The sequence below is a fragment of the Ramlibacter sp. PS4R-6 genome, from assembly GCF_037572775.1.
In the GTDB taxonomy this organism is placed as follows: domain Bacteria; phylum Pseudomonadota; class Gammaproteobacteria; order Burkholderiales; family Burkholderiaceae_C; genus Ramlibacter.
Genome location: NZ_JBBHKA010000001.1, coordinates 3,427,951 through 3,449,856, shown reverse-complemented (window position 1 = coordinate 3,449,856; position 21,906 = coordinate 3,427,951). Strand labels below are relative to the sequence as shown.

The following is a 21,906-nucleotide window of genomic DNA, read 5'->3' as shown; positions in this document are numbered from 1 at the left end:
CGCATGGAGTTCACGCCGACCCAGAAACGCGCCGCGCTGTGGATCGCCTTCGCCCTGCTGGCGGTGTTCCTGCTGCGGGCGCTGGGGCCCGTGATCACGCCGTTCGCGATCGCTGCCGTGCTCGCCTACGTGCTCACGCCGCTGGTCGATCGCCTGTGCGAAATGGCGGGGGGCAAGTTCCCGCGCTGGCTCGCCGCCGCCGTCGTCGAGCTGCTGCTCTTCGTGGTCCTTGCCCTGCTCGTGCTGCTGGTCGTCCCCGTGCTGTACAAGGAGCTGCCGCTGATGCGCGAGCAGCTGCCCGGCATGTTCGACAAGCTCGACGCCTGGGCGCGGCCCTGGCTGCGCGAGCTGGGCATCTATGTGGCGCTGGACCTCGCCAGCCTCAAGGCCCAGGCCGTCGGCTGGCTCAATGCGAACTACAGCGATGCGGTGTCCTCGCTCTTCTCGTCGCTGCGCCTGGGCGGCAGTGTCGCGGCGGTGGTGATCTTCAACCTGATCCTCACGCCGGTGGCGCTGTACTACCTGCTGCTCGACTGGGACAAGGTCACGCACCGCGTCCTGGAGCTCGTGCCACCGCGCGCGCGCCCGGGTGTCGATTCCTTCACCCACGAGGCCGACGCGGTGCTGGGGCAGTACCTGCGCGGGCAATTGCTCGTGATGGTGACGATGGCGGTTTATTACTCGACGGGCCTCGCGCTCTTCGGGCTGGACCTCGCGCTGCCCATCGGCGTGTTCACGGGCCTGGCGATGTTCGTGCCCTACGTCGGCTTCGGCATCGGCCTCATCCTCGCGCTGCTCGCGGGCTTCCTGCAGTTCGCATCGGCCAAGGCGCTCGTGATGGTCGCGGTGGTGTACGGCAGCGGCCAAGTCGTCGAAGGCTTCTTCCTCACCCCGCGCCTCGTGGGCGAGCGCATCGGCCTGCATCCGCTGGCGGTGATCTTCGCGCTGTTGGCGTTCGCGCAGCTCTTCGGCTTCGTCGGCGTGCTCGTCGCGCTGCCGGCCAGCGCCGTCCTGCTCGTCGCCATCCGCCGCCTGCGCGCGGGTTACATGGGCAGCAACCTGTACCAGGGATGAAGCAGATCGCTCTGGACATCGGCCTGGGCGCACCGCCGTCGCTCGCGAATTTCTTCGCGGGCCCCAACGAGCCCGCGCTGCGCCACCTGCTGCTGTGGGCGGGCAGCCCGACGCGCTCGCCGGTGCCGACCTACCTGTGGGGCGCCACCGCCAGCGGCAAGACGCACCTGCTCCGGGCCACCGGGCAGGTCCTGCGCGACCAAGGGGCGAGCTGCGGCTGGCTCGACGCCGGCATCGCCGAGCCGCCCGCATTCGACGAGCGCTGGGCCGCCGTGATGATGGACGACGTCCACCTGTACACGGCGGTGCAGCAGCATGCGGCCTTCAACTGGTTCGTGAACGCGCAGGCGCTGCAGCGCGGCGTGCTGGCGGCGGGGGCGCTGCCGCCGGCGGACCTGAAACTGCGCGAAGACCTGCGCACGCGCCTGGGCTGGGGCCATGTGTTCCAGCTGCAGGTGCTGAGCGAGCCCGAGCGGCGTGCGGTGCTGCGCCAGGCGGCCGACGAGCGCGGCGTGTTCCTCTCCGACGAGGTGATGGACTTCATGCTCACGCGCTTCTCGCGCGACCTGGCGAGCCTGATGCAGCTGCTGCAGCAACTGGACGGCTACGCGCTGCAGACGCAGCGGGCCATCACCATCCCGCTGATCAAATCGATGCTGGAGAACGAGTGAGCCGCAAGACCAAGATCGCCCTGTTCGACCTGGACCACACGCTGATCCCGATCGACTCGGACTTCTCGTGGGGCGAATTCACGCAGAAGATCGGCTGGACCGACCCGGTCGAGTTCAAGCGGCGCAACGACGAGTTCTACGAACACTACAAGGCCGGCACGCTCGACGTGCACGACTACGTGCGCTTCGCGACCGAGGCCGTGCGACTGCGCGGCGCCGACGAGGGCGCGAAGGCCCATGCGCAATTCATGCACGAGGTGATCCGCCCCGTCATCCACGAGCAGGCGCGCGAGCTCATCGAGGGCCACCGCCGCTCGGGCGACCTCATCGCCATCGTCACGGCCACCAACGAGTTCGTCGTGATCCCGATCGCGCGGGAGCTCGGCGTGGATGAGCTCATCGCGGTGAAGCTGGCGCGCGACGACGCGGGCTGGATCACCGGCGACATCGACGGCGTGCCTTCGCTGCGCGAAGGCAAGGTCCACCGCGTCGAGGAATGGCTCGCGCAGCGCGGCCTCGACTGGGCCGGCGCCGACATCACCTTCTATTCCGACTCGACCAACGACCTGCCGCTGCTCGAGCGCGTGGACCACCCCGTGGCCACCAACCCCGACGCGCGCCTGCGCGCCATCGCGAAGCAGCGCGGCTGGCGCATACTCGACCTGTTTCCCCACCAATGATCAAGAAATTCATCGACAAGCTGCTGGGCAGCGGCAAGCCCGCGCGCCCGGATTTCGGCAAGCGCCGCGAGATCGGCCCCGAAGAGCACGGCATCGACCCCACGCTCGTGGACGAGCGCGCGGCCAACGTCGTGCACACCCTGAAGGAAGCCGGCTACGAGGCCTACATCGTCGGCGGCGCCGTGCGCGACCTGCTGCTGGGCCTGCGCCCCAAGGACTTCGACGTGGCGACCAACGCCACGCCCGAGCAGGTGAAGTCGCTGTTCCGCCGCGCCTTCATCATCGGCCGGCGCTTCCGCATCGTGCACGTGGTGCACGGCCGCGGGCGCGAGCACGAGGTGATCGAAGTCTCGACCTTCCGCGCGTACATGGACAACGCCGCGGCCGAGCAGGTGGCGGGCAACGAGAAGACCAGCCGCAGCGAGCTCGCCGGCATGAAGCACGCGGTGGATTCCACCGGCCGCGTCCTGCGCGACAACGTGTGGGGCCCGCAGGACGAGGACGCCACGCGCCGCGACTTCACGATCAACGCCATGTACTACGACCCCGAGACGCGCACGGTGGTCGACTACCACGGCGGCATCAAGGACGCGAAGAAGCGCCTGATCCGCATGATCGGCGACCCGCTCACGCGCTACCGCGAGGACCCGGTGCGCATCATCCGCGCCATCCGCTTCGCGGCGAAGCTGAACGCGCTGGGCTTCAAGCTTGACGCCAAGACCGCCGCGCCGTTGAAGCCTTCGCTGTCGCTGCTGCAGGACGTGCCGCAAAGCCGCCTGTTCGACGAGATGCTCAAGCTGCTGCAGACGGGGCATGCGATCGCCACCATCGAGCAGCTGAAGGCGCTGGGCCTGGCCAAGGGCATCTACCCGCTGCTGGACCTGATCGTCGAGCGCGCCGCCGACCCCTTCGTGCGCGCCGCGCTGCAGGACACCGACCGCCGCTGCGCCGAGGGCAAGCCGGTGGCGCCCAGCTTCCTGCTCGCCTGCGTGCTGTGGTCGGACGTGCGCGACGGCTGGTCGGAGCGCCTGGCGCAGAAGATGCACCCCTTCCCCGCGCTGCAGGATGCGATCGACAGCGTCTTCGATTCGCGCATCGGCGACGTGTCAGGCCGCGGCAAGCTCGGCGCCGACATGCGCGAGATCTGGATGATGCAGCCGCGCTTCGAGAAGCGCACGGGCAATACGCCGTTCTCGATGGTGGAGCAGCCGCGCTTCCGCGCCGGCTTCGACTTCATGCGCCTGCGCGCCGACGTCGGCGAGGTCGACGTGGTGCTGGCCGACTGGTGGCAGGAGTTCAGCCAGGCCAGCGACTCGGTGCGCGAGGACCTCGTGGCGCAGCTGCGCGACGAGCAGCGCGGCGGCGCGCGGCGCGTGCGCACGCCGCGCCCGCCGAAGCCGGCGCAGGAGCAGGAGGCCCGGCAGGGCCGGCGCCAGGCTGAACCCACGCCGCCTGCCGAAGGCACGCCTTCCGGTGACGGCCAGCCCGCAGCGCGCAAGCGGCGGCGCCGGCGCCGCAAGCCGTCGGGGCAGGGCGGCAGCGCCGGCGGCGCGCCCGCACCCGGCCCGCAGGAGTAGCGCGACGGTCACGGCGTACGTCGGCATCGGCGCGAACCTGGGCGACGCGGTGGCCGCCGTGCGCAGCGCGCTCGCGCGGCTCGCCGTACTGCCGCAATCGACGCTGGTAAAGGCGTCGTCGCTCTACCGCACGGCGCCGCACGAAGCCCAGGGTCCTGACTTCATCAACGCCGTCGCGCAGCTCGAGACGCAGCTCCAGGCGCACGACCTGCTCGCGCAATTGCAGGCCATCGAGGCCGAAGCCGGGCGCGAACGTCCGTACCCCAACGCGCCGCGCACGCTCGACCTGGACCTGCTGCTCTACGGCGCCGACACGATCCGCACCGCGCGGCTGGCGGTGCCGCACCCGCGGATGAACGAGCGCGCCTTCGTCCTTGTGCCGCTGGCCGAGATCGCACCAGCGCTCGTGCCCGCCGATCGCCTGCAGGCCGTCGCTCACCAGCGGATCGAACCATTACCTCCCGCGTAATTGGCAGGCCGCACCCGCGGCGGCACCATGGGGCCATCGACAACGGAGGTACACCATGAGCGACACGGGACTGATCGCGGTAGCGTGCGGATTGATCATCGGGCTGGGCGCCATCGGCGCCTGCCTGGGAATCGGCACCATGGGTGGCCGCTTCATCGAGGGCGCCGTGCGGCAGCCGGAAATGATGGAGCCGCTGCAGACCAAGATGTTCCTGCTGGCCGGCCTGATCGACGCCAACTTCCTGATCGGCGTGGGCATCGCGATGATGTTCGTCTTCGCGAACCCCTTCGCGCACTGAGGAGCCTGGCTCCTAAAACCAGTCGACGAAGCCCGATTGCGCGGCGTTCTGCGGGTTGGAGCCCGCCGCGCGCACGCGCTCCAGCGCTTCCTCGGCCGGCAGGCCCAGCGCCTTCAGCACGCAAGCGGCCGCGCTGCCGGTGCGGCCCATGCCGGCGGCGCAGTGCATCAGCACCGACTCGCCGGCTTCGATGCGGCGCGCGATGCGGTCGATGGCGGCGCGGAACGCCTTCGCATCCGGCGGCACGCCGAAGTTGGGCACCGGCAGGTGCACCCACTCGTAGCTCGCGCCGCCGCGCCGCACCGCCGCGCCGTAGTCGGGCGACAACTCGTCGATCTCGTCGCGCGGCGTGAGGCACACGACGACCTTCAGGCCGCCGGCCTTCGCCTTGTCCTCGAACTCGCGCATGGAGCCGTAGCGCCCGGGCATCGCAGAGAGCCACAGCGAGCCGCGCACCGTGGCCGGAAGTTCGACGGGGCGCAGGTTCATTGCGTCGTGCTGCTCCTCTGGCGCGCGACGTCGAGCGCGCTCACGGCGCCCGAGCGGTTGCCCCAGGACATGCGGATGTGGCTCAGCACCGCGGCGACGTCTTCGTCGGACAGCAGCGTCGCATAGGGCGGCATGCCGAAGGGGCGCGGGTTGCCCGCCGTGGCCGGCGGGAAGCCGCCGCCCAGCACGACCTGCACGAGGTTCGCCGTCACGGGCAAATTTACCGCGCGGTTGCCCGCGAGCGCCGGGTAGGCGTTCGCCACGCCTTCGCCCTTGTCGCCATGGCATTGCGAGCAGCTGTTGCGGTACACGAGCGCGCCGCGCTCGGCGATGCGCGCGGGCAGCTCCGCCACCTTCGCCGGTTCGCCCTCGCGCTGCGGCAGGTCCTTCAGGAACACCGCCATCGCGCGGGCGTCCGCATCGTCCAGGTGCTGCGTGCTTTGCAGCACCACCTCGGCCATCGGGCCCAGCACCGTGCCGCGCGGCGCGGTCCCGGTGCGCAAGAGCCTTTCGATCTGGGCGACGTCCCAGTTGGCCACGCTCGCCTCATTGCGCGAGGCCAGTGAAGGCGCATACCAGTTCTGCATCGGGATCACGCCGCCCGACAGGTCCATCATGTCGCTGCTCGCGCCCAGGGCGTTGCGCGTCGAGTGGCACGCGCTGCAGTGGCCCAGCCCCTTCACGAGGTAGGCGCCGCGGTTCCATTCGGCCGGCTTGTCCTTCTCGCCCGCGTAGCCGCCGGGCGTGAAGTACAGCGCGCGCCACACCGCCAGCGCGGCCTGCGTGCTGTAGGGCCAGCGGAGCCGGTTCGGCGTCGCGGCCTTGGGCACGGCCGGCAAGGTGCGCAGGTACGCGAAGATCGCATCCGAATCCGCGCGCGTCACCAGCGTGTAGTTCGGGTAGGGGAACGCCGGGTACAGCCGCCGCCCGTCGCGCGAGCGGCCATGGTGCAGGGCGCGCCAGAAGTCGGCCGAGCTCCATTCGCCCAGGCCCGTCTGCGCGTCCGGCGTGAGGTTGGTGGAGAACACCGTGCCGAACGGCGTTTCGATCGCGCGCCCGCCCGCGAACGCCGCGCCGCCGCGCTCCGTGTGGCACGCGATGCAGTTGCCCGCGCGCGCGAGGTAAGCGCCGCGCTTTGGGTCCCCTGTCGCGGCGGGCGCGGGTGCTCCGGCTTCCTCGCGCAGGTTCAACCAGCCCACGGCCAGCGCCAGCACGGCAAGGATCGCGACGATGGCGAGGGCGATGCGCTTGCCCATGCTCACGATCCCTTCGGCAGGTTCGCGCTGCCGCACGCCATCGGCGGCCTGGCGGGCAGCGCCGTGGCCGGATGCGCGTCGGCCGGCAGCGGTTGCGCCGACAGCCACGCAGCGACCGCCGCCAGGTCCTCGGGCGGCAGCTGCTTCGCGATGTCGGCCATGCAGTCGGGCGCATGCGCGCGCCGCTGGCCGAAGCGCCACGCGCCCAGCTGCGAGTTGAGGTAATCGCGCGAAACGCCCAGCAGGCCGGGCACGTTCGGCGCGACGCCGGTCAGGCGTTCGCCGTGGCACTGCACGCACGCGGGCACTTTCGCCGCCGGCACGCCGTCGCGCGCGATGCGGCGGCCGCGCTCGAGCACGTCGGCCGTGGCACTCGCCGCCGGTGGCGGCGCGTAAGGCAGGTCGAGCGCCGCGAAGTACTGCGCGATCTCCAGCAGGTAAGGCTCCGACAGCGGGTCGATCAGGCGCGTCATCAGCCCGTAGTGGCGGCGCCCGTCGCGGAAGTTCAGCAGCTGGTTGTAGAGGTAGCCCGCCGGCTTGCCCGCGATGCGGGGGTAGTAGCCGTCGGGCGCGGCGCGGCCTTCCTTGCCGTGGCAGGCGGTGCAGGCCAGCGTGCGTTGCGCCATCGTGTCCTCGAAGGCCGGCGCCGCACACGCCGAAGCACACGCGAAGAAGAGGACGAGCAGGGCGCAGCGCATGCGGCGACTATGCCACCAGTCCTACAGCGCCCGCAGCGCGGCCGTCCTAGATTGGCGCATGGCCATCCCCAAACTGCCCGAGCGCCCGAAGGAACTGGACCAGCCGCTGCCGCCCGAGGAAGACAAGCCGGGCACCAACGAAACGCAGCACCATCCGAACCCGCGTGCCGAGCCCTCGCCCGCGGGCGAGCAGCCCTACCATCCGCGCAGCCCGTACACGACGGGCAACGACTGAGCCGGGCCGAACATAATCGGCCGATGGCATCCAGTCTCCTCGCACTCCTCGACGACATTTCCACGCTGCTCGACGATGTGTCGCTGCTGGCCAAGACGGCCGCGCACAAGACCTCGGGCGTGATCGGCGACGACCTGGCGCTCAATGCGCAGCAGGTGGCGGGCGTGCGCGCCGAGCGCGAACTGCCCGTCGTGTGGGCGGTCGCCAAGGGCTCGTTCCTCAACAAGGCGATCCTGGTGCCCGCCGCGCTGGCGATCAGCGCCTTCGCGCCGTGGGCCGTCACGATCCTGCTGATGATCGGCGGCGCTTTCTTGTGCTTCGAGGGCTTCGAGAAGATCGCGCACCGCTTCCTGCACAGCAAGGCCGAGGACGACGCGCACCACGAGGAACTGGCGCGCGCCGTCGCCGACCCCGCAGTCGACCTGTGCGCGGTGGAGAAGGACAAGATCCGCGGCGCGATCCGCACGGACTTCGTCCTGTCGGCCGAAATCATCGCGATCACGCTCGGCACGGTGGCCGAGGCCGACTTCCTCCAGCAGGTCGTGGTGCTCGCCGGCATCGCGATCGCCATGACGATCGGCGTGTACGGCGTGGTCGCGCTGATCGTGAAGCTCGACGACATCGGCTTTTACCTCACGCGCCGGCCCGGCGCCGTGCCGCGCGCCATCGGCAGCGGCATCGTCCGCGCCGCTCCATGGCTGATGAAGACCCTGTCGGTCGTCGGTACCGCGGCGATGTTCATGGTGGGCGGCGGCATCCTCGTGCACGGCATGCCGTGGCTGCACCACATCGGCGACAACCTGCACGCGCTGGCGGCGGCCGGCTTCAACATCGTCGTGGGCCTGGTCGCGGGCGCCATCGCGCTGGGCGTGTTCACGCTGGCGCAGCGCGTCCTGCGCCGCGCATGAGCGAACCCGTGTTCGTCGAGTGGGCCGAGGGCGGCCAGCCGCAGCGCGCTCGCTGGCGCTCCGAAGCCGGCGTGCCGCCGCCGGTTCGGCTGCGCGCGGTCGACGACACGCTCACGGCCGACGAGGCGGTGCGGCTCGCCAGCGAAGGCACGGGCCTCGTGTGGCGCAGCGACTACCACAACGCGCGCCAGCTGTTGCAGGCGATGGCGCGCCGGATGGAGCGCAAACGCAAGCCGGCCAAGCCCGCGGGCTCCATCACCGAGCGCTTCCACCAGCACCGCCAGCAGCAAGGCCAGCGCGCCCGCATCCTCGGCCGCGTGCTGGTGCCGCTCGACGGCGACTGGCGCATTCCCTTGCATCGCGCGCCCGACGTGCGGCTGGCCTGCGCCGAAGCATGGGGGCCGGCGGACGGCACGCCTTCGCTGGTTGCGCTGCGCGAGCTGCTCGGCGTCATCGGCGCGCACGAGTGGCGCACGAAAGGCGTCGAGATCCCCGCGCTGGGCGCGCGCATCCACCCGCACTACGGCGTGTTCTCGCCGGTGCGCGGCGAATACGTCGACCTCGTCGCGCAGGCGCCGCTGCCGCACCTGGACCTGGCGTTCGACGTGGGCACCGGCACCGGCGTGATCGCGGCGTTGCTCGCGAAACGCGGCGTCAAGCGGGTGGTGGCGACCGATGTCGACGAGCGCGCCCTGGCCTGCGCGCGCGACAACATCGCGCGGCTCGGCCTGGCCAAGCAGGTCGACGTGGTGCGCGCGGACCTGTTCCCGGAAGGCCCCGCGCCCTTGATCGTGTGCAACCCGCCGTGGCTGCCGGGCCGCGCGAGCGCGCCGCTGGAGCGCGCCATCTACGACGAGGACAGCCGCATGACGCGCGCCTTCCTCGCAGGCCTGCGCGCGCACCTGGCGCCCGGCGGCGAGGGCTGGCTGGTGATGTCCGACTTCGCGGAGCACCTCGGCCTGCGCGCGCCCGGCGAACTGGCGTCGTGGATCGAAGCGGCGGGCCTGCGTGTGATGGCGCGCGACGACACGCGCCCGCGGCACCCCAAGGCCGTCGACGCCGACGACCCGCTGCACGACGCACGCGCGCGCGAAACCACGTCGCTCTGGCGCCTGGCAGCGCAACGGTAGGCCCCCTCCTACGCTGGCTCAAGCGTTTGCCGGATATGGCTGTGCTTGCGCGCCGCCGAAGATGCAGCTTCACGCATCGCACCTCCGAAAGGCCGCGCCATGAACGCTTCCAGCCAGCCCACGCAATCCTTCACGCCCGCACGCGTGGCGGAACCCGTGCGCGACGCGCTGGCGCTCGCGGACGACCACGATTTCGCGATCGGCTGCGAGTGCGCCAACCCGGTGCTCCAGATCGACGTGTGGGGCCGCGAAGCGGCAGCCCAGCCGTTGCAAAGCTAAGCCTGAGCAGCAAACGGTGACAGTGCCGGTCCTACAGGCTGTGCCTGTGTAGGCCCACTTTTTGGCGCCTTCCCGAAACTTAGTCTTTCGGAAGTCGGCAAACGCGCCGGCTTTTGCCAATCAACTTCATCCCTTCGGGGATGTGTCCCTTTCAAGGAGTCCAAGACATGTCGAAAAAAATCCTGACGACGCTGGCCGCAGCCGCGGCCCTGACCATCGGTGGTGTGGCGATTGCCCAATCGGGCAGCGGCGCTGCGGCGGGCGGCGGTAACGCCGGCGCTTCGGCCGGTACCGGCGCTGCTGCCGGTACGGGCGCCTCCGCGGGCACCGGCGCTTCCGCCGGCGGCCAGGGCGGTGCGAACGCCAACACGTCCAACTCGAGCACGACGCCGGGCGCGACGCCCAGCACGTCCACGATGGGCGCGAGCGGCTCCACGAGCGCCAGCACCCCCAGCACCAGCTCCAGCACCTCCACGCCGAGCGCCAGCGGCTCGACGTCCTCGTCGACCGACACCAGCGCCAGCACCTCGACCCCGAGCTCTTCGAGCTCCTCGTCGATGGGTTCCAGCACCGACACGTCGACCACGACGAAGTCGGCCCGCGCGGACCGCGGCTAAGCAGCGCACCGCAAACGGCTCCATCGGGTTCGCCCGGTGGGGCCTTTTTTCAGTGGCGAACATGACGGACAAGAACGACAAGCCCCAGGCAACCCGCCCCCGCCGCGCCCTCGTGGCCGTGGCCGCCGCGCTCGCGCTTGTGCTGCCGCCGTCGCTTTATTTCGCCTACCACCCATTCCGCGCCACCGCCACGTCGCCCGCGAAGGTTTCGCAGGCGCAGCGGCTGGCGCAATTCGGTTCGGAGCCGGCGGGCAAGGACGTCCGCCGCGTCGCGAACTGGGTCGCCGCATCGGGCGACAACGGCACCAGGGGCTTCGCGATCCTCGACAAGGTCGGGGCCAAGGTGTTCCTGTTCGACGCGCAAGGGCGACTGCAGGCCGCCGCGCCCGCGCTGCTCGGCGCCGCGCACGGCGACGAGACCGTGCCCGGCATCGGCGACAAGGCGCTGAAGGACATCACGCTCGAGGAGCGCACCACCCCCGCGGGCCGTTTCATCGCATCCGTCGGCGAGAGCTCCTCGCGCGGCGAGGACGTGGTGTGGGTCGACTACGACGCCGCCGTGTCCATGCACCGGATCATCAAGGTGCCCGAGCGCCTGGAGGCGATCGCAACCCCCACGCCCGACGACAACCGCATGTCGTACGGCTGCATCAACCTGCCCGACGAGTTCTATGAGAAGGCCCTGCGCCCCGCCGTCGATCGCACGGGCGTCGTCATTTACATCCTCCCGGAAACGCGGCCGCTGGAGCAAACTTTCGCATCGTTCCGCGACGTCGAATCGCCGACGAAACTCGCGCAGCACTGACTTCCTGCACAGCTTGCCCGCCTGTTACCGTTACAAAGGCTCAGGCAGCGCAGCTCATCGCTAACATCGGTCCCCTGTTGTCGAGCTGAGGGGATTTCCGATGGACCGGATCCGCCAGGCGCTGGCGGCGGCCCTGCTGGGCCTGGCCTGCGCCTTGCCCGCGGCGGCCGCCGAGTACAAGGCGCCGCCCGTTTCCCGCGACACGCGCGAACTTGCGCAGTGGGTCCTGCAAAAGAGCGACCATGGCGCGCGTGCCTTCGCCATCGTCGACAAGAAGTCGGCGCACCTGTACATCTTCGACGCCAGCGGTCGCCTGCAAGGCGACACGCCGGTGCTGCTGGGCCAGCAACCCGGTGACGACAGCGCACCTAACGTCGGCGAGCATGCGCAGCAAGGCTTCGTTCCCTTCCACGAACGCACGACACCGGCCGGCCGCTTCGAAGCCGAGGCGGGCGTGAACGACACGGGCGAGCAGGTGATCTGGGTGGACTACGACAGCGCGTTCGCCATCCACCGCCTGCGCCCCGGCCGGGCGATGCGCGACCGCGAAGCGCGGCTGAGGTCCACCGACATGGCCGAGCGGCGCGCGTCCTCGGGCTGCGTCGTCGTGCCCGTGCGCTTCTTCGAGGACGTGGTGCTGCGCTGGCTCGGCGAAAGCCGCTCGGTCGTCTACGTGCTGCCCGAGAGCGGCTCCGCCCGCGACATCGCCGGCTCACTCTGAACGGGTGCTGTCGTGCTCCGTCCGACAGGAGGACGGGCAGCGCACCGACGATGCGCCCGGCGCGCAAATCTAGCCTTGACTGTGCGGCCCGCATCCCGCGGACCGCGATTCGACAAGACACAGCCAAGGAGTCCTGCAATGAACATGAAGCACCTCGTCGCGATCGCGGCCGCGCTCACGGTAGCCGGCGGCGCCATCGCCCAGAACTCGGCCAACTCGCCGCAGACGGCCTCGGGCCCCGCCATCGACAAGACGGCGGGCGGCAAGGGCTCGCCGAACGGCGGCGCCACGCCGAGCACCACCAACAACACCTCGGTCGAGAACAAGTCCAACGCCACGACGTCCATGGGCGCCACCGGCACGGGCACGACCAGCAGCAGCACGACGTCTTCCACCCCCAGCACCAGCAGCGCGTCGGGCTCGACCTCGACGACGACCGACATGCCGGCCGACACGACGACGAAGTCGAAGTCGACGAAGACCGCCAAGGCCGACCGCGGCTAGGCGACCGCAGCTGTCACACGGAAAGCCGGGCCGCGTGCCCGGCTTTTTCATGGGCGCAGGGTGTGGGCGTGGCCGCGCGCACCTTCATCGCGTTCATCGCGGCGACGGCGATGGCGACGACCAGGAAGAAGCGCAGGAATGCGGCGGGCATGGGCGCCTGGCGGGCAAATGCGGCCGGGCCCGCTGGACAATGTTCCTCGTTTCGCCGCCCCAAACTGCAGGGCGATGCGAAATCCGGAGACCTGTCTTTGGCGCGAGACCCGGCCGGCACACCGCAGTGTCGGCAGCGGCGCGGCGGTGCATCGCAAGCGCGGGCCGTGTGGCGGTGTAGGGGCCTTTCGACAGCCCTGGTGCGTCAATCGCGGAGCAGCGCGTCGAAGCCGCCGGGCGGCTCGAACCGCCCATCCACGTAGTGCAGGCGCGTCGGGCCGGGCAGCGCGCGTGCGGCGATGCTGTGGCGCGCATCGCCCGGGTAGCAGATGACGCGCACGCCGTCCTGCTCGAACGGTTCGGGATGCACCAGCGGGGGCGGGCGCGATGTCGCGTCCGCGAAGGCCTGCGCCGTGCCCGCGTGGCGCGACAGGTGCGCCAGGCTCATGATCTGCGGCGGCGCGAGCTGGATGGCGCCGTCGCGGTACTGCTGCAGGGCGGCCAGCGGCGCGAGCCACAGGCTTTCGGTGGCTTCGCGCTGGTCGTGCGTCGGCTCCTGCCCCGCCGGCACGCGCGCCAGGAAGAAGCGCGTGTCGAAGCGCTTGCGGATGACGCCGCCGACCGCCGGCGTGATCCAGCGCGACCAGGGCACGAGTTCGCTCGCGCGCAACCGCAGCTGCGCGCCATGCAGCACTTCGGCGAAGGACAGGCCTTCGCGCAGCGCCTCGTAGGCGCGGCCGGCCACGCGCGCATCGGCGCCCTCGGCGAACAGGACGCCGCTTTCCTCGAAGGTCTCGCGCAGCGCCGCGACGAAGAGCGCGGCCGCATCCGGTGCAGGCAATCCGGGCTCGCTCAGCGCGTGCTGCAACTGCGCCGGCGTGCGATCCAGCATCGTGTGCAGCACCGCGTCGCCGTCTTCGTCGTCCAGCTTGCCGCCGGGGAACACGTAGGCGCCGCCGAGCACGTCGGACAGGCCGTGGCGCTTGACGAGGAACACCTCCAGGCCCGCCGGGCCGTCGCGCAGCATGACGACCGTCGCCGCGGCGCGCACCGGCGAGTCGGAAGGCTCGAGGTTGATCTGCATCGACCGCGAGCGTAGCGCTATTTGCGGTTGCCCGATTTCTGCTGGTCGATGCGCTGCAGGATCAACTGGCGCGTCGACCGGATCTCGGCCGCGAACGGGCCTTGCGGGTCGCCGCCGACGCGGTCGAGCGCGGCCAGCGCTTCGCCGTGCCGGCCCGCGTCGGACAGCAGCTGCGCGAGGTTGTTCGCGACGATGGCCGACTGGGGGTTGCGCTGTTGCGCGCTGCGCAGAACGGTGATGGCCTGCGCGGTCTCCCCGCGCGCCTGGTGCACGCTCGCCAGGCCGATGGCCGCCGGCACGTTGTCGGGCCAGCGCGCGAGCGCGGTGCGGTAGCCGGTCAGCGCGGCTTGCGGCGTGGACGTGCGCGCCATCGCGATCACGGCGTTCACCCACCCGTTCTCGTTGGCGGTGGCGGGGATGCGGTCTGGGGGCACCACCACCATGGACCAGTACTTGCCGGCGATCCAGGTGCGCTCGAAATACGTGAAAGGCATCTCCAGCCGCCTGTCCTTGCCCGAGCGCAGGTACACGGTGCCCGACGGGTAGTCGAAGCCGTTCACCACCGAGTAATGCCACTGCGTACCGAACATGCCGACGTCGTGCAGCACGATCACCGGGTTGCCCGCGGCCACCTCGCGCAGCAGGTCGGTGTATTTCGGAGCGAGCTGGTAGGTCACGCGGTCGTAGCCGCGCGGCGCGGCGATCATCTCCACTTGCAGGCTGCCCTTGCGCGCGGGCAGGAACACCTGCTTGGCCAGCGTCTCGGGCGCGACGCTCACGCCGGTGTGCACGAGCACCGTGGCCAGCGCCGCGGGCCCGCACTCGTAGTCTTCCTGCGGGAAGAAAGGCACCTCGGTGAGCTCGACCGTCTGCGGCACGCCCGCGGGCCAGTCGGTGCGCAGGCCCACGGTCTGCGGCACGAGCTGCGCGCAGCCCGCGAGCAGCAAGGCCGCCGCGGAAAGAAGAAGGCCCGCACGCGCGCGGGCCCCTGGAGAAAAAACCGCCGTCATCGGGCGGAGTTGTACTGCATCCGGCAGCTCAACGGCGATACGCGAAGTACCAGATCGCCGCGGCGATCAGGATCACGGCTGCCCAGCCCCAGCCGCTCATGGCGCCGGCGGGAGCGGTCTGGATGTCCTGCGCGAGGGCGTGGACTTCCTGGTCGGTCATGGCGTTGACGCGGGCGCGCGCCGTTTGCGGGTCGATGCCCAGTTGCGCCAGCTGCGTCGCGGTCTCGCTGCGGTCCAGGACGCTCATCACCACGGCACGGTCGGTCTGCGCGGCCTGCTGCGCCGCCTGGTCGGGGCTGATAAAGCCTGCCCGCGCCGTCGTGAACGACAGCGTGAGCAGCGATACCACCAGGGCCCGGCAGGTCATCTTCTTGAACGTGGATGTCATCTTGGTTGCTCCTTGGAAGGTTTCAGGTGTCGCGCCTTCGGCCATGAAACCAACCGGGCGCGGGACCAATATACGACTGCATGCGGGGGTTGTGTGCAGGGTGGTTGCTGGCGCGCGACTGTGCAGCGGCGTGGATTCACATTCGGCTACAAAAAAAGGCCACAACGCGTGGCCTTCGGGTCGGGTTGGAGTGGCCGCTAACGCGTGGGCTCCGCTTCGCGGCGGATGGTGTCGCGCGTGCGGTGGTCGTGGCGATCGAGTTTCCCGAATGTGTGCTCCAGCGAACGGATGAGCTTCTGTGCCGCGCCGCGGATCGCTTCGTCGATATTCCCGGCTTCGTGAGTCACGGCGACGGGCGGATGGCCCGTCAGGCGCGCCTCGAGCATGCAGCGCATGTCGCTCGCGCCGCGCTTGCCGCGAGCCTCGTCGCTCAGCTGCACTTCGACCGTCGTGAGTTCCTGGCTGAAGCGCGCGAGCGAGTCGTTGAGGAATTCGCTGGCCCAGCTTTCCAGCGTGTCCTTGTTGGGAAGCCCATTGCCGGTGTTGACTTGTACGTGCATCGCAGTTCCTTTTCTCCCGAGGTGTGGAACCAGTTTGGGGTGCGTGCGCGCGCCGGGCTGTAGGGCGAGGACGCCATGCGCTTGTCGGACGGCTCGGGCCGGCACGGTATGCTCGCGGCGTGCTGGACACCATCGACATCGAGACCGCGCCTCAGCCGCGCGCAAGCATCGTCATCCTCCACGGCCTGGGCGCCGACGGCAACGACTTCGTGCCGGTGGCCCAGGAGCTGGACTTGCGGGCAGTCGGCCCCGTGCGCTTCGTCTTTCCCCACGCGCCCGAAATGCCGGTGACGATCAACGGCGGCTACCGCATGCGCGCCTGGTACGACATCCTCGGCGCGGATTTGCGGCAGCGCCAGGACGAGAAGGGCCTGCGGGCGTCGCTTGCGCTGGTGGAGGAGGTGATCGCGCGCGAGAAGGAGCGCGGCATCGCCGCCAACCGCATCGTGCTGGCGGGCTTCTCGCAAGGCTGCGCGATGGTGCTGCTCACCGGCCTGCGCCACAAGGAGCGCCTGGCCGGGATCATCGGTATGTCGGGCTACCTGCCGCTGGCGGAGACGACCGAGAAAGAGCGCTCGGACGCCAACCGGCTCACGCCGGTGTTCCTCGCGCACGGGACGATGGACCCGGTCGTTCCGGTCGCGGCGGCGCATGCCTCACGCGATGCGCTGCGCGCGATGGGCTACGACGTGGAGTGGCACGAATACCCCATGCCGCATTCGGTGTGCATGGAGGAGATCCAGGCGATGAACGCCTGGCTGCTGAAGGTGCTGGGGTAAACGACGCTGGATCCCGGCCTGCGCCGGGATGACCTGGGCTCGCGCTCAGGTCACCTCGCCGCCGAACTTCTTGATGAGGTTGGCGATGTACTTGTCGACGAGCTTCTCGAACTCGCCTTCGACGACCGGCTGCACGATCATCTTCATCAGCGCCGGCAGCGGCACGGTGACTTCACCGGCGGTCTTGAGCTCGATCGAGGTGGACTTCTTGTTGTCCTTGATCTTCCAGTGGCCGCCGACGAGCGCGTTGCCCACGCCCTTGACGGGCGTCCACACGACGGTGCCCTTGGCCTTGTCGCTCTTGTACTTGCTGGCGTAGACGGTCTGGATGCCGACTTCCTTGGTGCCGACCTTCTCCATCTCCCACTTGTAGACGCCGTCGCCCATGTCGGTGAGCTTCTCCACCTTGGGAAAGTGCGACACGGAGGCGGGAACGTCGGAGAGGACGGCGAAGACGTCGTCGTACTTCGCCTTGACCTCGAACTCGTAGCCGAGGTCGATGTTGACCGTCACAGCCATGCTTCGTCTCCTCTTTCTTGTGCGGGTGGCCATTCTGCCACCCGGTGCCCGAAGCCTTAAGCGTGCTTGTACGAGCCCACGCGGTCGATGCCCGCGATCCACGCGCCGACGATCGTGTCGACCACGACGCCCGCGCCGTCGGCCGACAGGGCCAGGCCGCGCTCGTAGTAGCCGGCGAACACGTCGCGCGCATGCTTGGCGTTCTTGCGCGTCTCGGCGTCGAGTTCCTTCTTCGACTGCTCGAACGCGGTGTCCCAGCGCTCGCCGGCCAGCGTGGCCAGGCGCTCGCCGCCTTCGCGGTACAGGTCGATCGCCTTGTGGGCGGTGGTGCCGAAACGCGTGAAGGCGGCCTTCGCGGCGGCGGTGAATTCGTGCTTGTCCATGGGATGTCCTTTCAGGGGTTGAGGCAATTCTCCGCAAGCGGCCTAGTCGGCGCGACCTAGTCTTCTAGGGAGGGCGCTCCAACACGGGCCCTTTGCCTACCAGAAATGCCGCAAACCGGCCGGAAGCGGAAAAAAGCCAGCCGTGCTACCTTCCGCCCGAATAAGCAAATCACGGTCCGACAGAAGAAATGAGCCAGCTCCCGGCCCGCCTCGCCGCCCTTTCCGCCGACCGGCTGAAGGGCATGCGCCGCGGCATCGAAAAGGAAAGCCTGCGCACGCTCGCCGACGGCGGGCTGGCCATGACGCCGCACCCGCAGGCACTGGGCTCGGCCCTGACGCACCCGAACATCACCACCGACTACAGCGAAGCGCAGCTGGAGCTGATCACGGGCGTGCACGCCACGCCCGAGGCCTGCCTGGAGGAGCTCACGCAGGTGCACCAGTTCACGTACCGGGCGCTCGGCGACGAGCAGATGTGGGTGTCGAGCATGCCGTGCAACCTGCCGGCCGACGAGAACATCCCGATCGGCCGCTACGGTTCGTCGAACGTGGGCCGCGCCAAGAGCGTGTACCGCATGGGCCTGGCGCACCGCTACGGCCGGCGCATGCAGACGATCTCGGGCATCCACTACAACTGGTCGCTGCCCGGTGTGACGAGCGAGGAGTACTTCGCGCTCATCCGCAACTTCCGCCGCCACGCCTTCCTGCTTCTCTATCTGTTCGGCGCATCGCCCGCTGTGTGTTCGAGCTTCGTCGCGGGCCGCCAGCATTCGCTGGAGAAGCTCGCCGAGGGCACGATGTACATGCCCTACGGCACGTCGCTGCGCATGGGGCGCCTGGGCTACCAGAGCGAGGCGCAGGCCAGCCTGGCCGTGAGCTACAACGGGCTCGAGGGCTACGCGGCTTCGCTGCAGGAAGCGCTGACGCGTCCGTACCCCGCCTACGAAGCGATCGGCATCATGAACCCGGGCGGCGAGTACAACCAGCTCGCCACCAGCCTGCTGCAGATCGAGAACGAGTTCTACGGCACCATCCGCCCCAAGCGCGTGATCCAGTCCGGCGAACGCCCGCTGCACGCGCTGCGCGATCGCGGCGTGGAGTACGTCGAGGTGCGCCTGCTGGACCTGAACCCGTTCGTGCCCATCGGCATCACGCTACCGACGGTGCGCTTCCTCGACATCTTCCTGCTGCACTGCCTGCTGCAGGACAGCCCCAACGACACGCCGGCGGAGATCGCGGCGCTCGGGCGCAACCAGCACAAGACCGCGGCGTTCGGCCGCCAGCCCGGGCTGATGCTCGAGCGCGGCAACCGCGAGGTCCCGCTGGTCGAATGGGCCGCCGAGCTGCTCGATGCCTGCGCGCCGATCGCCGCAATGCTCGATGCCACGCACGGCAGCACCGACTACGGCGATGCGCTGCGTTCGGCGCGCGCGCTGCTCCAAGGGCCCGAGCTGTTGCCGTCGGCACGCGTGCTGGCCGTGATGGAGGCCGAGCACGGCCAGTCGCACATTGCCTTCACGCGCGCGCAGTCGAAGCAGACCAAGTCGAAGCTGCTCGCGCTGCCGTTCCCTGCGGCGCTGCAAACGAAGTTCGAGGAGCTCAGCGCGACCTCGGTGCGCGAGCAGAAAGCCATCGAGGCCGCCGACACGCTGCCCTTCGAGGTGTGGCGCCAGCAGTACGTCTCGCCCGATCGGCTGGGCATGACGCGCGCGGCGATCGCCCCGGCTCTCGCCGCGGTGTAGTTACAAGTCGCGACTTTGTCCTACAGCCGCAGGTCAGCCGTGCGGCCATGTTTGCCGTTGAGCCAGGACAACAGGAGCAACCCATGAACCGTCGCCTCGCCATCGCTGCAGCCATCGCCGCCGCGTCCCTCTTGAGCATGCCCGCTTTCGCCAAGGACGGCGACAAGGGCGACAAGCATGCGGACAAGGCCGAACGCAAGGCCGAGAAGGAACACCGCAAGGCCGAGAAGCGTGCGGCCAAGGAAGAGATCCGCGAAGGCGCGTACTTCCGCGAAGAGCATCGCCAGGCCGCGCGCCGCTACTACGTGGAGCACTACAGCGAGGGCAAGGCCAAGAAGTGCCCGCCCGGCCTCGCCAAGAAGCACAACGGCTGCATGCCGCCCGGCCAGGCGCGCAAGTGGGCGGTGGGCCAGCCCCTGCCGCGCGACGTCGTGGTCTACGAGGTGCCGCGCCCGGTGCTGGTCCAGCTGCCGCCCGCGCCGGTGGGCTACCGCTACGAGCGTGTGGGCGGCGACATCGTGCTCGTTCGCGTCAATGGCCGCGTCGTGGTCGACATCATGCTCAACATCTTCGGCTGATCCGTCGTACCGCGACCTTTCGTAACGGGGCTTCACGGCCCCGTGTTCATTTATGGCCGGCGTCCTACAGCGGCGAACTCGTCCGCGCATGAGACTTTTCTCTTGCAGTAGCAAGAGGAGTACGCGCAATGGATGGTTGGAAGTTTTCCGCGCGCGGCCTGGCCTTCGCCCTGATCGCGGCGCTGGCGGGCGCGAGCGGGGCGGCCCAGAAGGCCGCGGAGAAGAAGGCCGAACAGGAGCCGCAGGCGGCTCCCGCACCCGGCAACACCATGGGCTACGGCGTGAAGCTGGGAGGCTTCTTCACCGACCAGCACAAGGCCGCCGCGAAGCGATCGTTCGCGCAGCACTTCGCCAAGGCGAAGACCTGCCCCAAGGACATGGACCGCGAAGGCAAGACCTGCCGTGCGCAGGTCAAGGGGCATTACTGGGCGGTGGGCCAGACGCTGCAGAAGGCGGTGGAGACGCATCCCCTGCCCGATGAAGTGGTGGCCAGGCTGCCGCCGGCTCCCGACGGCTACGAGTACGTTCGCGCCGGCGAGGACATCCTGCTGCTCTCCAAGGGCCTGCACCTCGTCGTCGACGTGATGCAGGACGTGGCCGGCTAGCGCGCGTCGAGCTTGGCGGGCTCCGTGCTCGCCCAGGTCTGCTTGGTGCCGCCATGCTGCTTGAAATCCGCGTCGCGGATGGCGAGCAGCTGGTCGAGGTCGGCGCGCGCGGCGTCGACTTCCTTGCCGGGCGCGGCCTGCGGGGCGATGCGCACCGGCCCTTCGATCACGCCGCCCACCTTCTCGGGCGCGGGCGCGACCTTCACCAGTTCGTGCGGCGCCGACGTCCAGCTGCCCGGGTGCGGCAGCGGCGGGCATTGCGATTCGTCTTCCAGCGCGAACTGCCACGAGATGCCCGTGAGCCAGTTGGATGCGAGCGGGTCGAACGTCGTCACGCGCTTGATCAGGGCCTGCTGCAACGCGATCTCGCAGGCGAGCAGGCGCGGGTCCCAATGCTTGATCATCAGCCGCCAGTGCACGCCACGCTCGCCGTTGCGCGACGTCGTGGTGAGGACTTCCGCGGCGATCCACGCCGACGGGATGCCGTGGCGGTTCAGCGTGTCGCGCAGGACGACGCGCAGGAGTTCACGGCGCGTCGTGCCTTGCATCGTCATCGCGTTCTGCTGCGACAGGCCACCCGATGAAATCTGCGAGTGCATGCGCGACGTCGGCGGCACGGAAGGCTTCTTGCCGAAGAGTCGCTCGATCAGGCTCATGGACATCCCCTCGTTACTGCAGGCATAGTAACAACTTGTTGCAAGCATGTACAAGTGGCAACACGCACTGTTTCGCGTAACCTCGTGAATTCCTCCACGGCAGTAAGCATGGACCAAACTTTCGAATTACTCCCGCGCGACCTCAAGCCGTATCGCGACGGCAACGCCGGCGTCCCCTACGTCCACCGTTTCGAGTCCGGCAAGCCCGGCCCGCACGTCCTGGTCAACGCGCTCACGCACGGCAACGAGTTCTGCGGCATGGTCGCCGCGACGCACCTGCTCGATCGCGGCGTGCGCCCCAAGGTGGGCACGCTCACCGTAAGCTTCGCGAATGTCGAAGCGTACGAATCGTTCGACACCAACGACCCCTTCAAGAGCCGCCTGCTCGTGCACAACTTGAACCGCATCTGGTCCAGCCAGTGGCTCGACGGCGGCGAGGACAGCCCCGAGCTGCGGCGCGCGCGCGAGCTGCGGCCCGTCGTCGCCGCAGCCGACCACATCCTCGACATCCACTCCACCGCGCAACCGGTCGAGCCGTTCTGGGTCTACTCGGGCTTCGAGCGCAACGCGAGGGCGGCAACCGCCATCGGCGTGCCGCCCGTCCACCTGGTGATGCCCGGCGGCATGAGCACCGGCACGCCGCTCATCGAACACGGCCTGCACGGCAAGGCCTCCCACGACGGCGTGTCGCTGGTGGTCGAATGCGGCCAGCACTTCCGCCGCGCGAGCGGCGAGCTCGCGGTGGAAGTGACGATGCGCTTCCTCGCGCACTTCGGGCTGGTGGATGCGGACCCGTCGTGGCCCGCGCCGCAGCGGCAGCGGCGCTACGAGCTGCTGGCCACGCCGGTGATCAAGACGGGGAACGTGAAGTTCGCGCGCCCCGTCGTCGGCATGGAAACCTTCGACAAGGGCGAGCTGATCGTGACGGACGGCGACGAGGAAGTGCGCGCGCCGGTCGACGGCTGCACGATCTTCATGCCGGCGCGCGTGCACATCCCCGGCCGCGAGCTGGTGTACCTGACGCGGCCGCTGGACTGAAAC

30 protein-coding genes are annotated in these 21,906 nt (G+C 69.6%); 19 read left to right on the top strand and 11 right to left on the bottom strand.

The window, feature by feature from the left end; genetic code table 11:
* Positions 1-3: 3 nt before the first annotated feature.
* From WG903_RS17185 to atpE, 6 genes are read left to right on the top strand one after another with little or no spacing between them, the layout of a single operon-like run.
* On the top strand, positions 4-1,074 hold the full coding sequence (locus WG903_RS17185; RefSeq protein ID WP_340077667.1) for an AI-2E family transporter: 1,071 nt from the start codon (positions 4-6) through the stop codon (positions 1,072-1,074).
* A complete protein-coding gene (hda, locus tag WG903_RS17180; protein WP_340077665.1) occupies positions 1,071-1,745 on the top strand; it encodes a DnaA regulatory inactivator Hda in 675 nt (224 codons plus the stop codon). The genes WG903_RS17185 and hda overlap by 4 nt, the downstream gene beginning before the upstream one ends.
* Complete coding sequence (locus tag WG903_RS17175) at positions 1,742-2,425, top strand: HAD family hydrolase (protein ID WP_340077662.1); 684 nt, start codon at positions 1,742-1,744, stop codon at positions 2,423-2,425. The genes hda and WG903_RS17175 overlap by 4 nt, the downstream gene beginning before the upstream one ends.
* Entirely contained in the window at positions 2,422-4,002 is a 1,581-nt protein-coding gene (gene pcnB / locus WG903_RS17170) for a polynucleotide adenylyltransferase PcnB (RefSeq protein ID WP_340077660.1), read from the top strand. The genes WG903_RS17175 and pcnB overlap by 4 nt, the downstream gene beginning before the upstream one ends.
* A 25-nt stretch (positions 4,003-4,027) precedes the next feature.
* Positions 4,028-4,471, top strand: a complete 444-nt coding sequence (folK, locus tag WG903_RS17165; RefSeq protein ID WP_340078270.1) for a 2-amino-4-hydroxy-6-hydroxymethyldihydropteridine diphosphokinase — start codon at positions 4,028-4,030, stop codon at positions 4,469-4,471.
* A gap of 55 nt (positions 4,472-4,526) precedes the next feature.
* Positions 4,527-4,769, top strand: a complete 243-nt coding sequence (gene atpE, locus WG903_RS17160; protein ID WP_340077658.1) for a F0F1 ATP synthase subunit C — start codon at positions 4,527-4,529, stop codon at positions 4,767-4,769.
* Between the two features lie 12 nt (positions 4,770-4,781).
* Here the strand turns inward: atpE and WG903_RS17155 are convergent, their stop codons facing one another.
* Genes WG903_RS17155 through WG903_RS17145 form a run of 3 tightly spaced genes read right to left on the bottom strand, consistent with a single transcriptional unit; the run spans position 4,782 to position 7,212 of the window.
* On the bottom strand, positions 4,782-5,258 hold the full coding sequence (locus tag WG903_RS17155; RefSeq protein WP_340077656.1) for a protein-tyrosine phosphatase family protein: 477 nt from the start codon (positions 5,256-5,258) through the stop codon (positions 4,782-4,784).
* Positions 5,255-6,514, bottom strand: coding sequence for a c-type cytochrome (locus WG903_RS17150; protein ID WP_340077654.1), 1,260 nt, complete (start codon positions 6,512-6,514; stop codon positions 5,255-5,257). The genes WG903_RS17155 and WG903_RS17150 overlap by 4 nt, the downstream gene beginning before the upstream one ends.
* Before the next feature lie 2 nt (positions 6,515-6,516).
* A complete protein-coding gene (locus WG903_RS17145; protein WP_340077652.1) occupies positions 6,517-7,212 on the bottom strand; it encodes a c-type cytochrome in 696 nt (231 codons plus the stop codon).
* Between the two features lie 58 nt (positions 7,213-7,270).
* On the opposite strand from WG903_RS17145, the gene WG903_RS17140 reads away from it, so the two are divergent.
* The 8 genes from WG903_RS17140 to WG903_RS17105 all read left to right on the top strand — a co-directional run bounded on the left by WG903_RS17140 (position 7,271) and on the right by WG903_RS17105 (position 12,411).
* Entirely contained in the window at positions 7,271-7,447 is a 177-nt protein-coding gene (locus WG903_RS17140) for a hypothetical protein (RefSeq protein WP_340077650.1), read from the top strand.
* Between the two features lie 23 nt (positions 7,448-7,470).
* Positions 7,471-8,355: a DUF808 domain-containing protein gene (locus tag WG903_RS17135; RefSeq protein ID WP_340077648.1), complete on the top strand. Its 885-nt coding sequence runs from the start codon at positions 7,471-7,473 to the stop codon at positions 8,353-8,355.
* Complete coding sequence (locus WG903_RS17130) at positions 8,352-9,485, top strand: class I SAM-dependent methyltransferase (RefSeq protein WP_340077646.1); 1,134 nt, start codon at positions 8,352-8,354, stop codon at positions 9,483-9,485. The genes WG903_RS17135 and WG903_RS17130 overlap by 4 nt, the downstream gene beginning before the upstream one ends.
* Before the next feature lie 99 nt (positions 9,486-9,584).
* A complete protein-coding gene (locus WG903_RS17125; protein WP_340077644.1) occupies positions 9,585-9,764 on the top strand; it encodes a hypothetical protein in 180 nt (59 codons plus the stop codon).
* A 167-nt stretch (positions 9,765-9,931) separates the two neighbouring features.
* Positions 9,932-10,381 carry a hypothetical protein gene (locus tag WG903_RS17120; RefSeq protein WP_340077642.1) on the top strand — a complete coding sequence of 150 codons (450 nt, stop codon included), beginning with the start codon at positions 9,932-9,934 and terminating at the stop codon, positions 10,379-10,381.
* Between the two features lie 61 nt (positions 10,382-10,442).
* Positions 10,443-11,186 carry a hypothetical protein gene (locus tag WG903_RS17115; protein ID WP_340077640.1) on the top strand — a complete coding sequence of 248 codons (744 nt, stop codon included), beginning with the start codon at positions 10,443-10,445 and terminating at the stop codon, positions 11,184-11,186.
* Between the two features lie 100 nt (positions 11,187-11,286).
* Complete coding sequence (locus WG903_RS17110) at positions 11,287-11,907, top strand: L,D-transpeptidase (protein WP_340077638.1); 621 nt, start codon at positions 11,287-11,289, stop codon at positions 11,905-11,907.
* Positions 11,908-12,045: 138 nt separating this feature from the next.
* Entirely contained in the window at positions 12,046-12,411 is a 366-nt protein-coding gene (locus WG903_RS17105; protein ID WP_340077636.1) for a hypothetical protein, read from the top strand.
* 13 nt (positions 12,412-12,424) lie between these two features.
* On the opposite strand, the gene WG903_RS17100 is transcribed toward WG903_RS17105, so the two are convergent.
* From WG903_RS17100 to WG903_RS17080, 5 genes are all read right to left on the bottom strand, one after another.
* A complete protein-coding gene (locus WG903_RS17100) occupies positions 12,425-12,562 on the bottom strand; it encodes a hypothetical protein (protein ID WP_340077634.1) in 138 nt (45 codons plus the stop codon).
* A gap of 204 nt (positions 12,563-12,766) precedes the next feature.
* Complete coding sequence (locus WG903_RS17095; protein WP_340077632.1) at positions 12,767-13,645, bottom strand: NUDIX hydrolase; 879 nt, start codon at positions 13,643-13,645, stop codon at positions 12,767-12,769.
* A 17-nt stretch (positions 13,646-13,662) separates the two neighbouring features.
* Positions 13,663-14,655 carry a PA2778 family cysteine peptidase gene (locus tag WG903_RS17090; protein ID WP_340077630.1) on the bottom strand — a complete coding sequence of 331 codons (993 nt, stop codon included), beginning with the start codon at positions 14,653-14,655 and terminating at the stop codon, positions 13,663-13,665.
* 28 nt (positions 14,656-14,683) lie between these two features.
* Positions 14,684-15,043: a PA2779 family protein gene (locus WG903_RS17085; RefSeq protein ID WP_340077628.1), complete on the bottom strand. Its 360-nt coding sequence runs from the start codon at positions 15,041-15,043 to the stop codon at positions 14,684-14,686.
* A gap of 197 nt (positions 15,044-15,240) precedes the next feature.
* The gene (locus tag WG903_RS17080) at positions 15,241-15,603 is read right to left on the bottom strand and encodes an HPF/RaiA family ribosome-associated protein (protein WP_340077626.1); all 363 of its coding nucleotides are present in this window, start codon (positions 15,601-15,603) and stop codon (positions 15,241-15,243) included.
* A gap of 119 nt (positions 15,604-15,722) precedes the next feature.
* Between WG903_RS17080 and WG903_RS17075 the strand changes: the two genes are divergently transcribed.
* Complete coding sequence (locus WG903_RS17075; protein WP_340077624.1) at positions 15,723-16,382, top strand: alpha/beta hydrolase; 660 nt, start codon at positions 15,723-15,725, stop codon at positions 16,380-16,382.
* A 45-nt stretch (positions 16,383-16,427) separates the two neighbouring features.
* Here the strand turns inward: WG903_RS17075 and WG903_RS17070 are convergent, their stop codons facing one another.
* Positions 16,428-16,901 (bottom strand): SRPBCC family protein, encoded by a 474-nt coding sequence (locus tag WG903_RS17070; RefSeq protein WP_340077622.1) that lies wholly within the window; start codon positions 16,899-16,901, stop codon positions 16,428-16,430.
* A 56-nt stretch (positions 16,902-16,957) separates the two neighbouring features.
* Positions 16,958-17,284 carry a hypothetical protein gene (locus tag WG903_RS17065; RefSeq protein ID WP_340077620.1) on the bottom strand — a complete coding sequence of 109 codons (327 nt, stop codon included), beginning with the start codon at positions 17,282-17,284 and terminating at the stop codon, positions 16,958-16,960.
* Between the two features lie 188 nt (positions 17,285-17,472).
* Between WG903_RS17065 and gshA the strand changes: the two genes are divergently transcribed.
* The 3 genes from gshA (at position 17,473) to WG903_RS17050 (ending at position 20,209) form a co-directional block, all read left to right on the top strand.
* A complete protein-coding gene (gshA, locus tag WG903_RS17060) occupies positions 17,473-19,026 on the top strand; it encodes a glutamate--cysteine ligase (protein WP_340077618.1) in 1,554 nt (517 codons plus the stop codon).
* 83 nt (positions 19,027-19,109) lie between these two features.
* The gene (locus tag WG903_RS17055) at positions 19,110-19,604 is read left to right on the top strand and encodes a hypothetical protein (protein WP_340077616.1); all 495 of its coding nucleotides are present in this window, start codon (positions 19,110-19,112) and stop codon (positions 19,602-19,604) included.
* A gap of 128 nt (positions 19,605-19,732) precedes the next feature.
* On the top strand, positions 19,733-20,209 hold the full coding sequence (locus tag WG903_RS17050; RefSeq protein ID WP_340077614.1) for a hypothetical protein: 477 nt from the start codon (positions 19,733-19,735) through the stop codon (positions 20,207-20,209).
* On the opposite strand, the gene WG903_RS17045 is transcribed toward WG903_RS17050, so the two are convergent.
* Positions 20,206-20,865, bottom strand: a complete 660-nt coding sequence (locus WG903_RS17045) for a hypothetical protein (RefSeq protein ID WP_340077612.1) — start codon at positions 20,863-20,865, stop codon at positions 20,206-20,208. The two genes, WG903_RS17050 and WG903_RS17045, sit on opposite strands and share 4 nt — an antisense overlap.
* A gap of 108 nt (positions 20,866-20,973) precedes the next feature.
* On the opposite strand from WG903_RS17045, the gene WG903_RS17040 reads away from it, so the two are divergent.
* Positions 20,974-21,903 carry a succinylglutamate desuccinylase/aspartoacylase domain-containing protein gene (locus tag WG903_RS17040; protein WP_340077610.1) on the top strand — a complete coding sequence of 310 codons (930 nt, stop codon included), beginning with the start codon at positions 20,974-20,976 and terminating at the stop codon, positions 21,901-21,903.
* Positions 21,904-21,906: the final 3 nt, after the last annotated feature.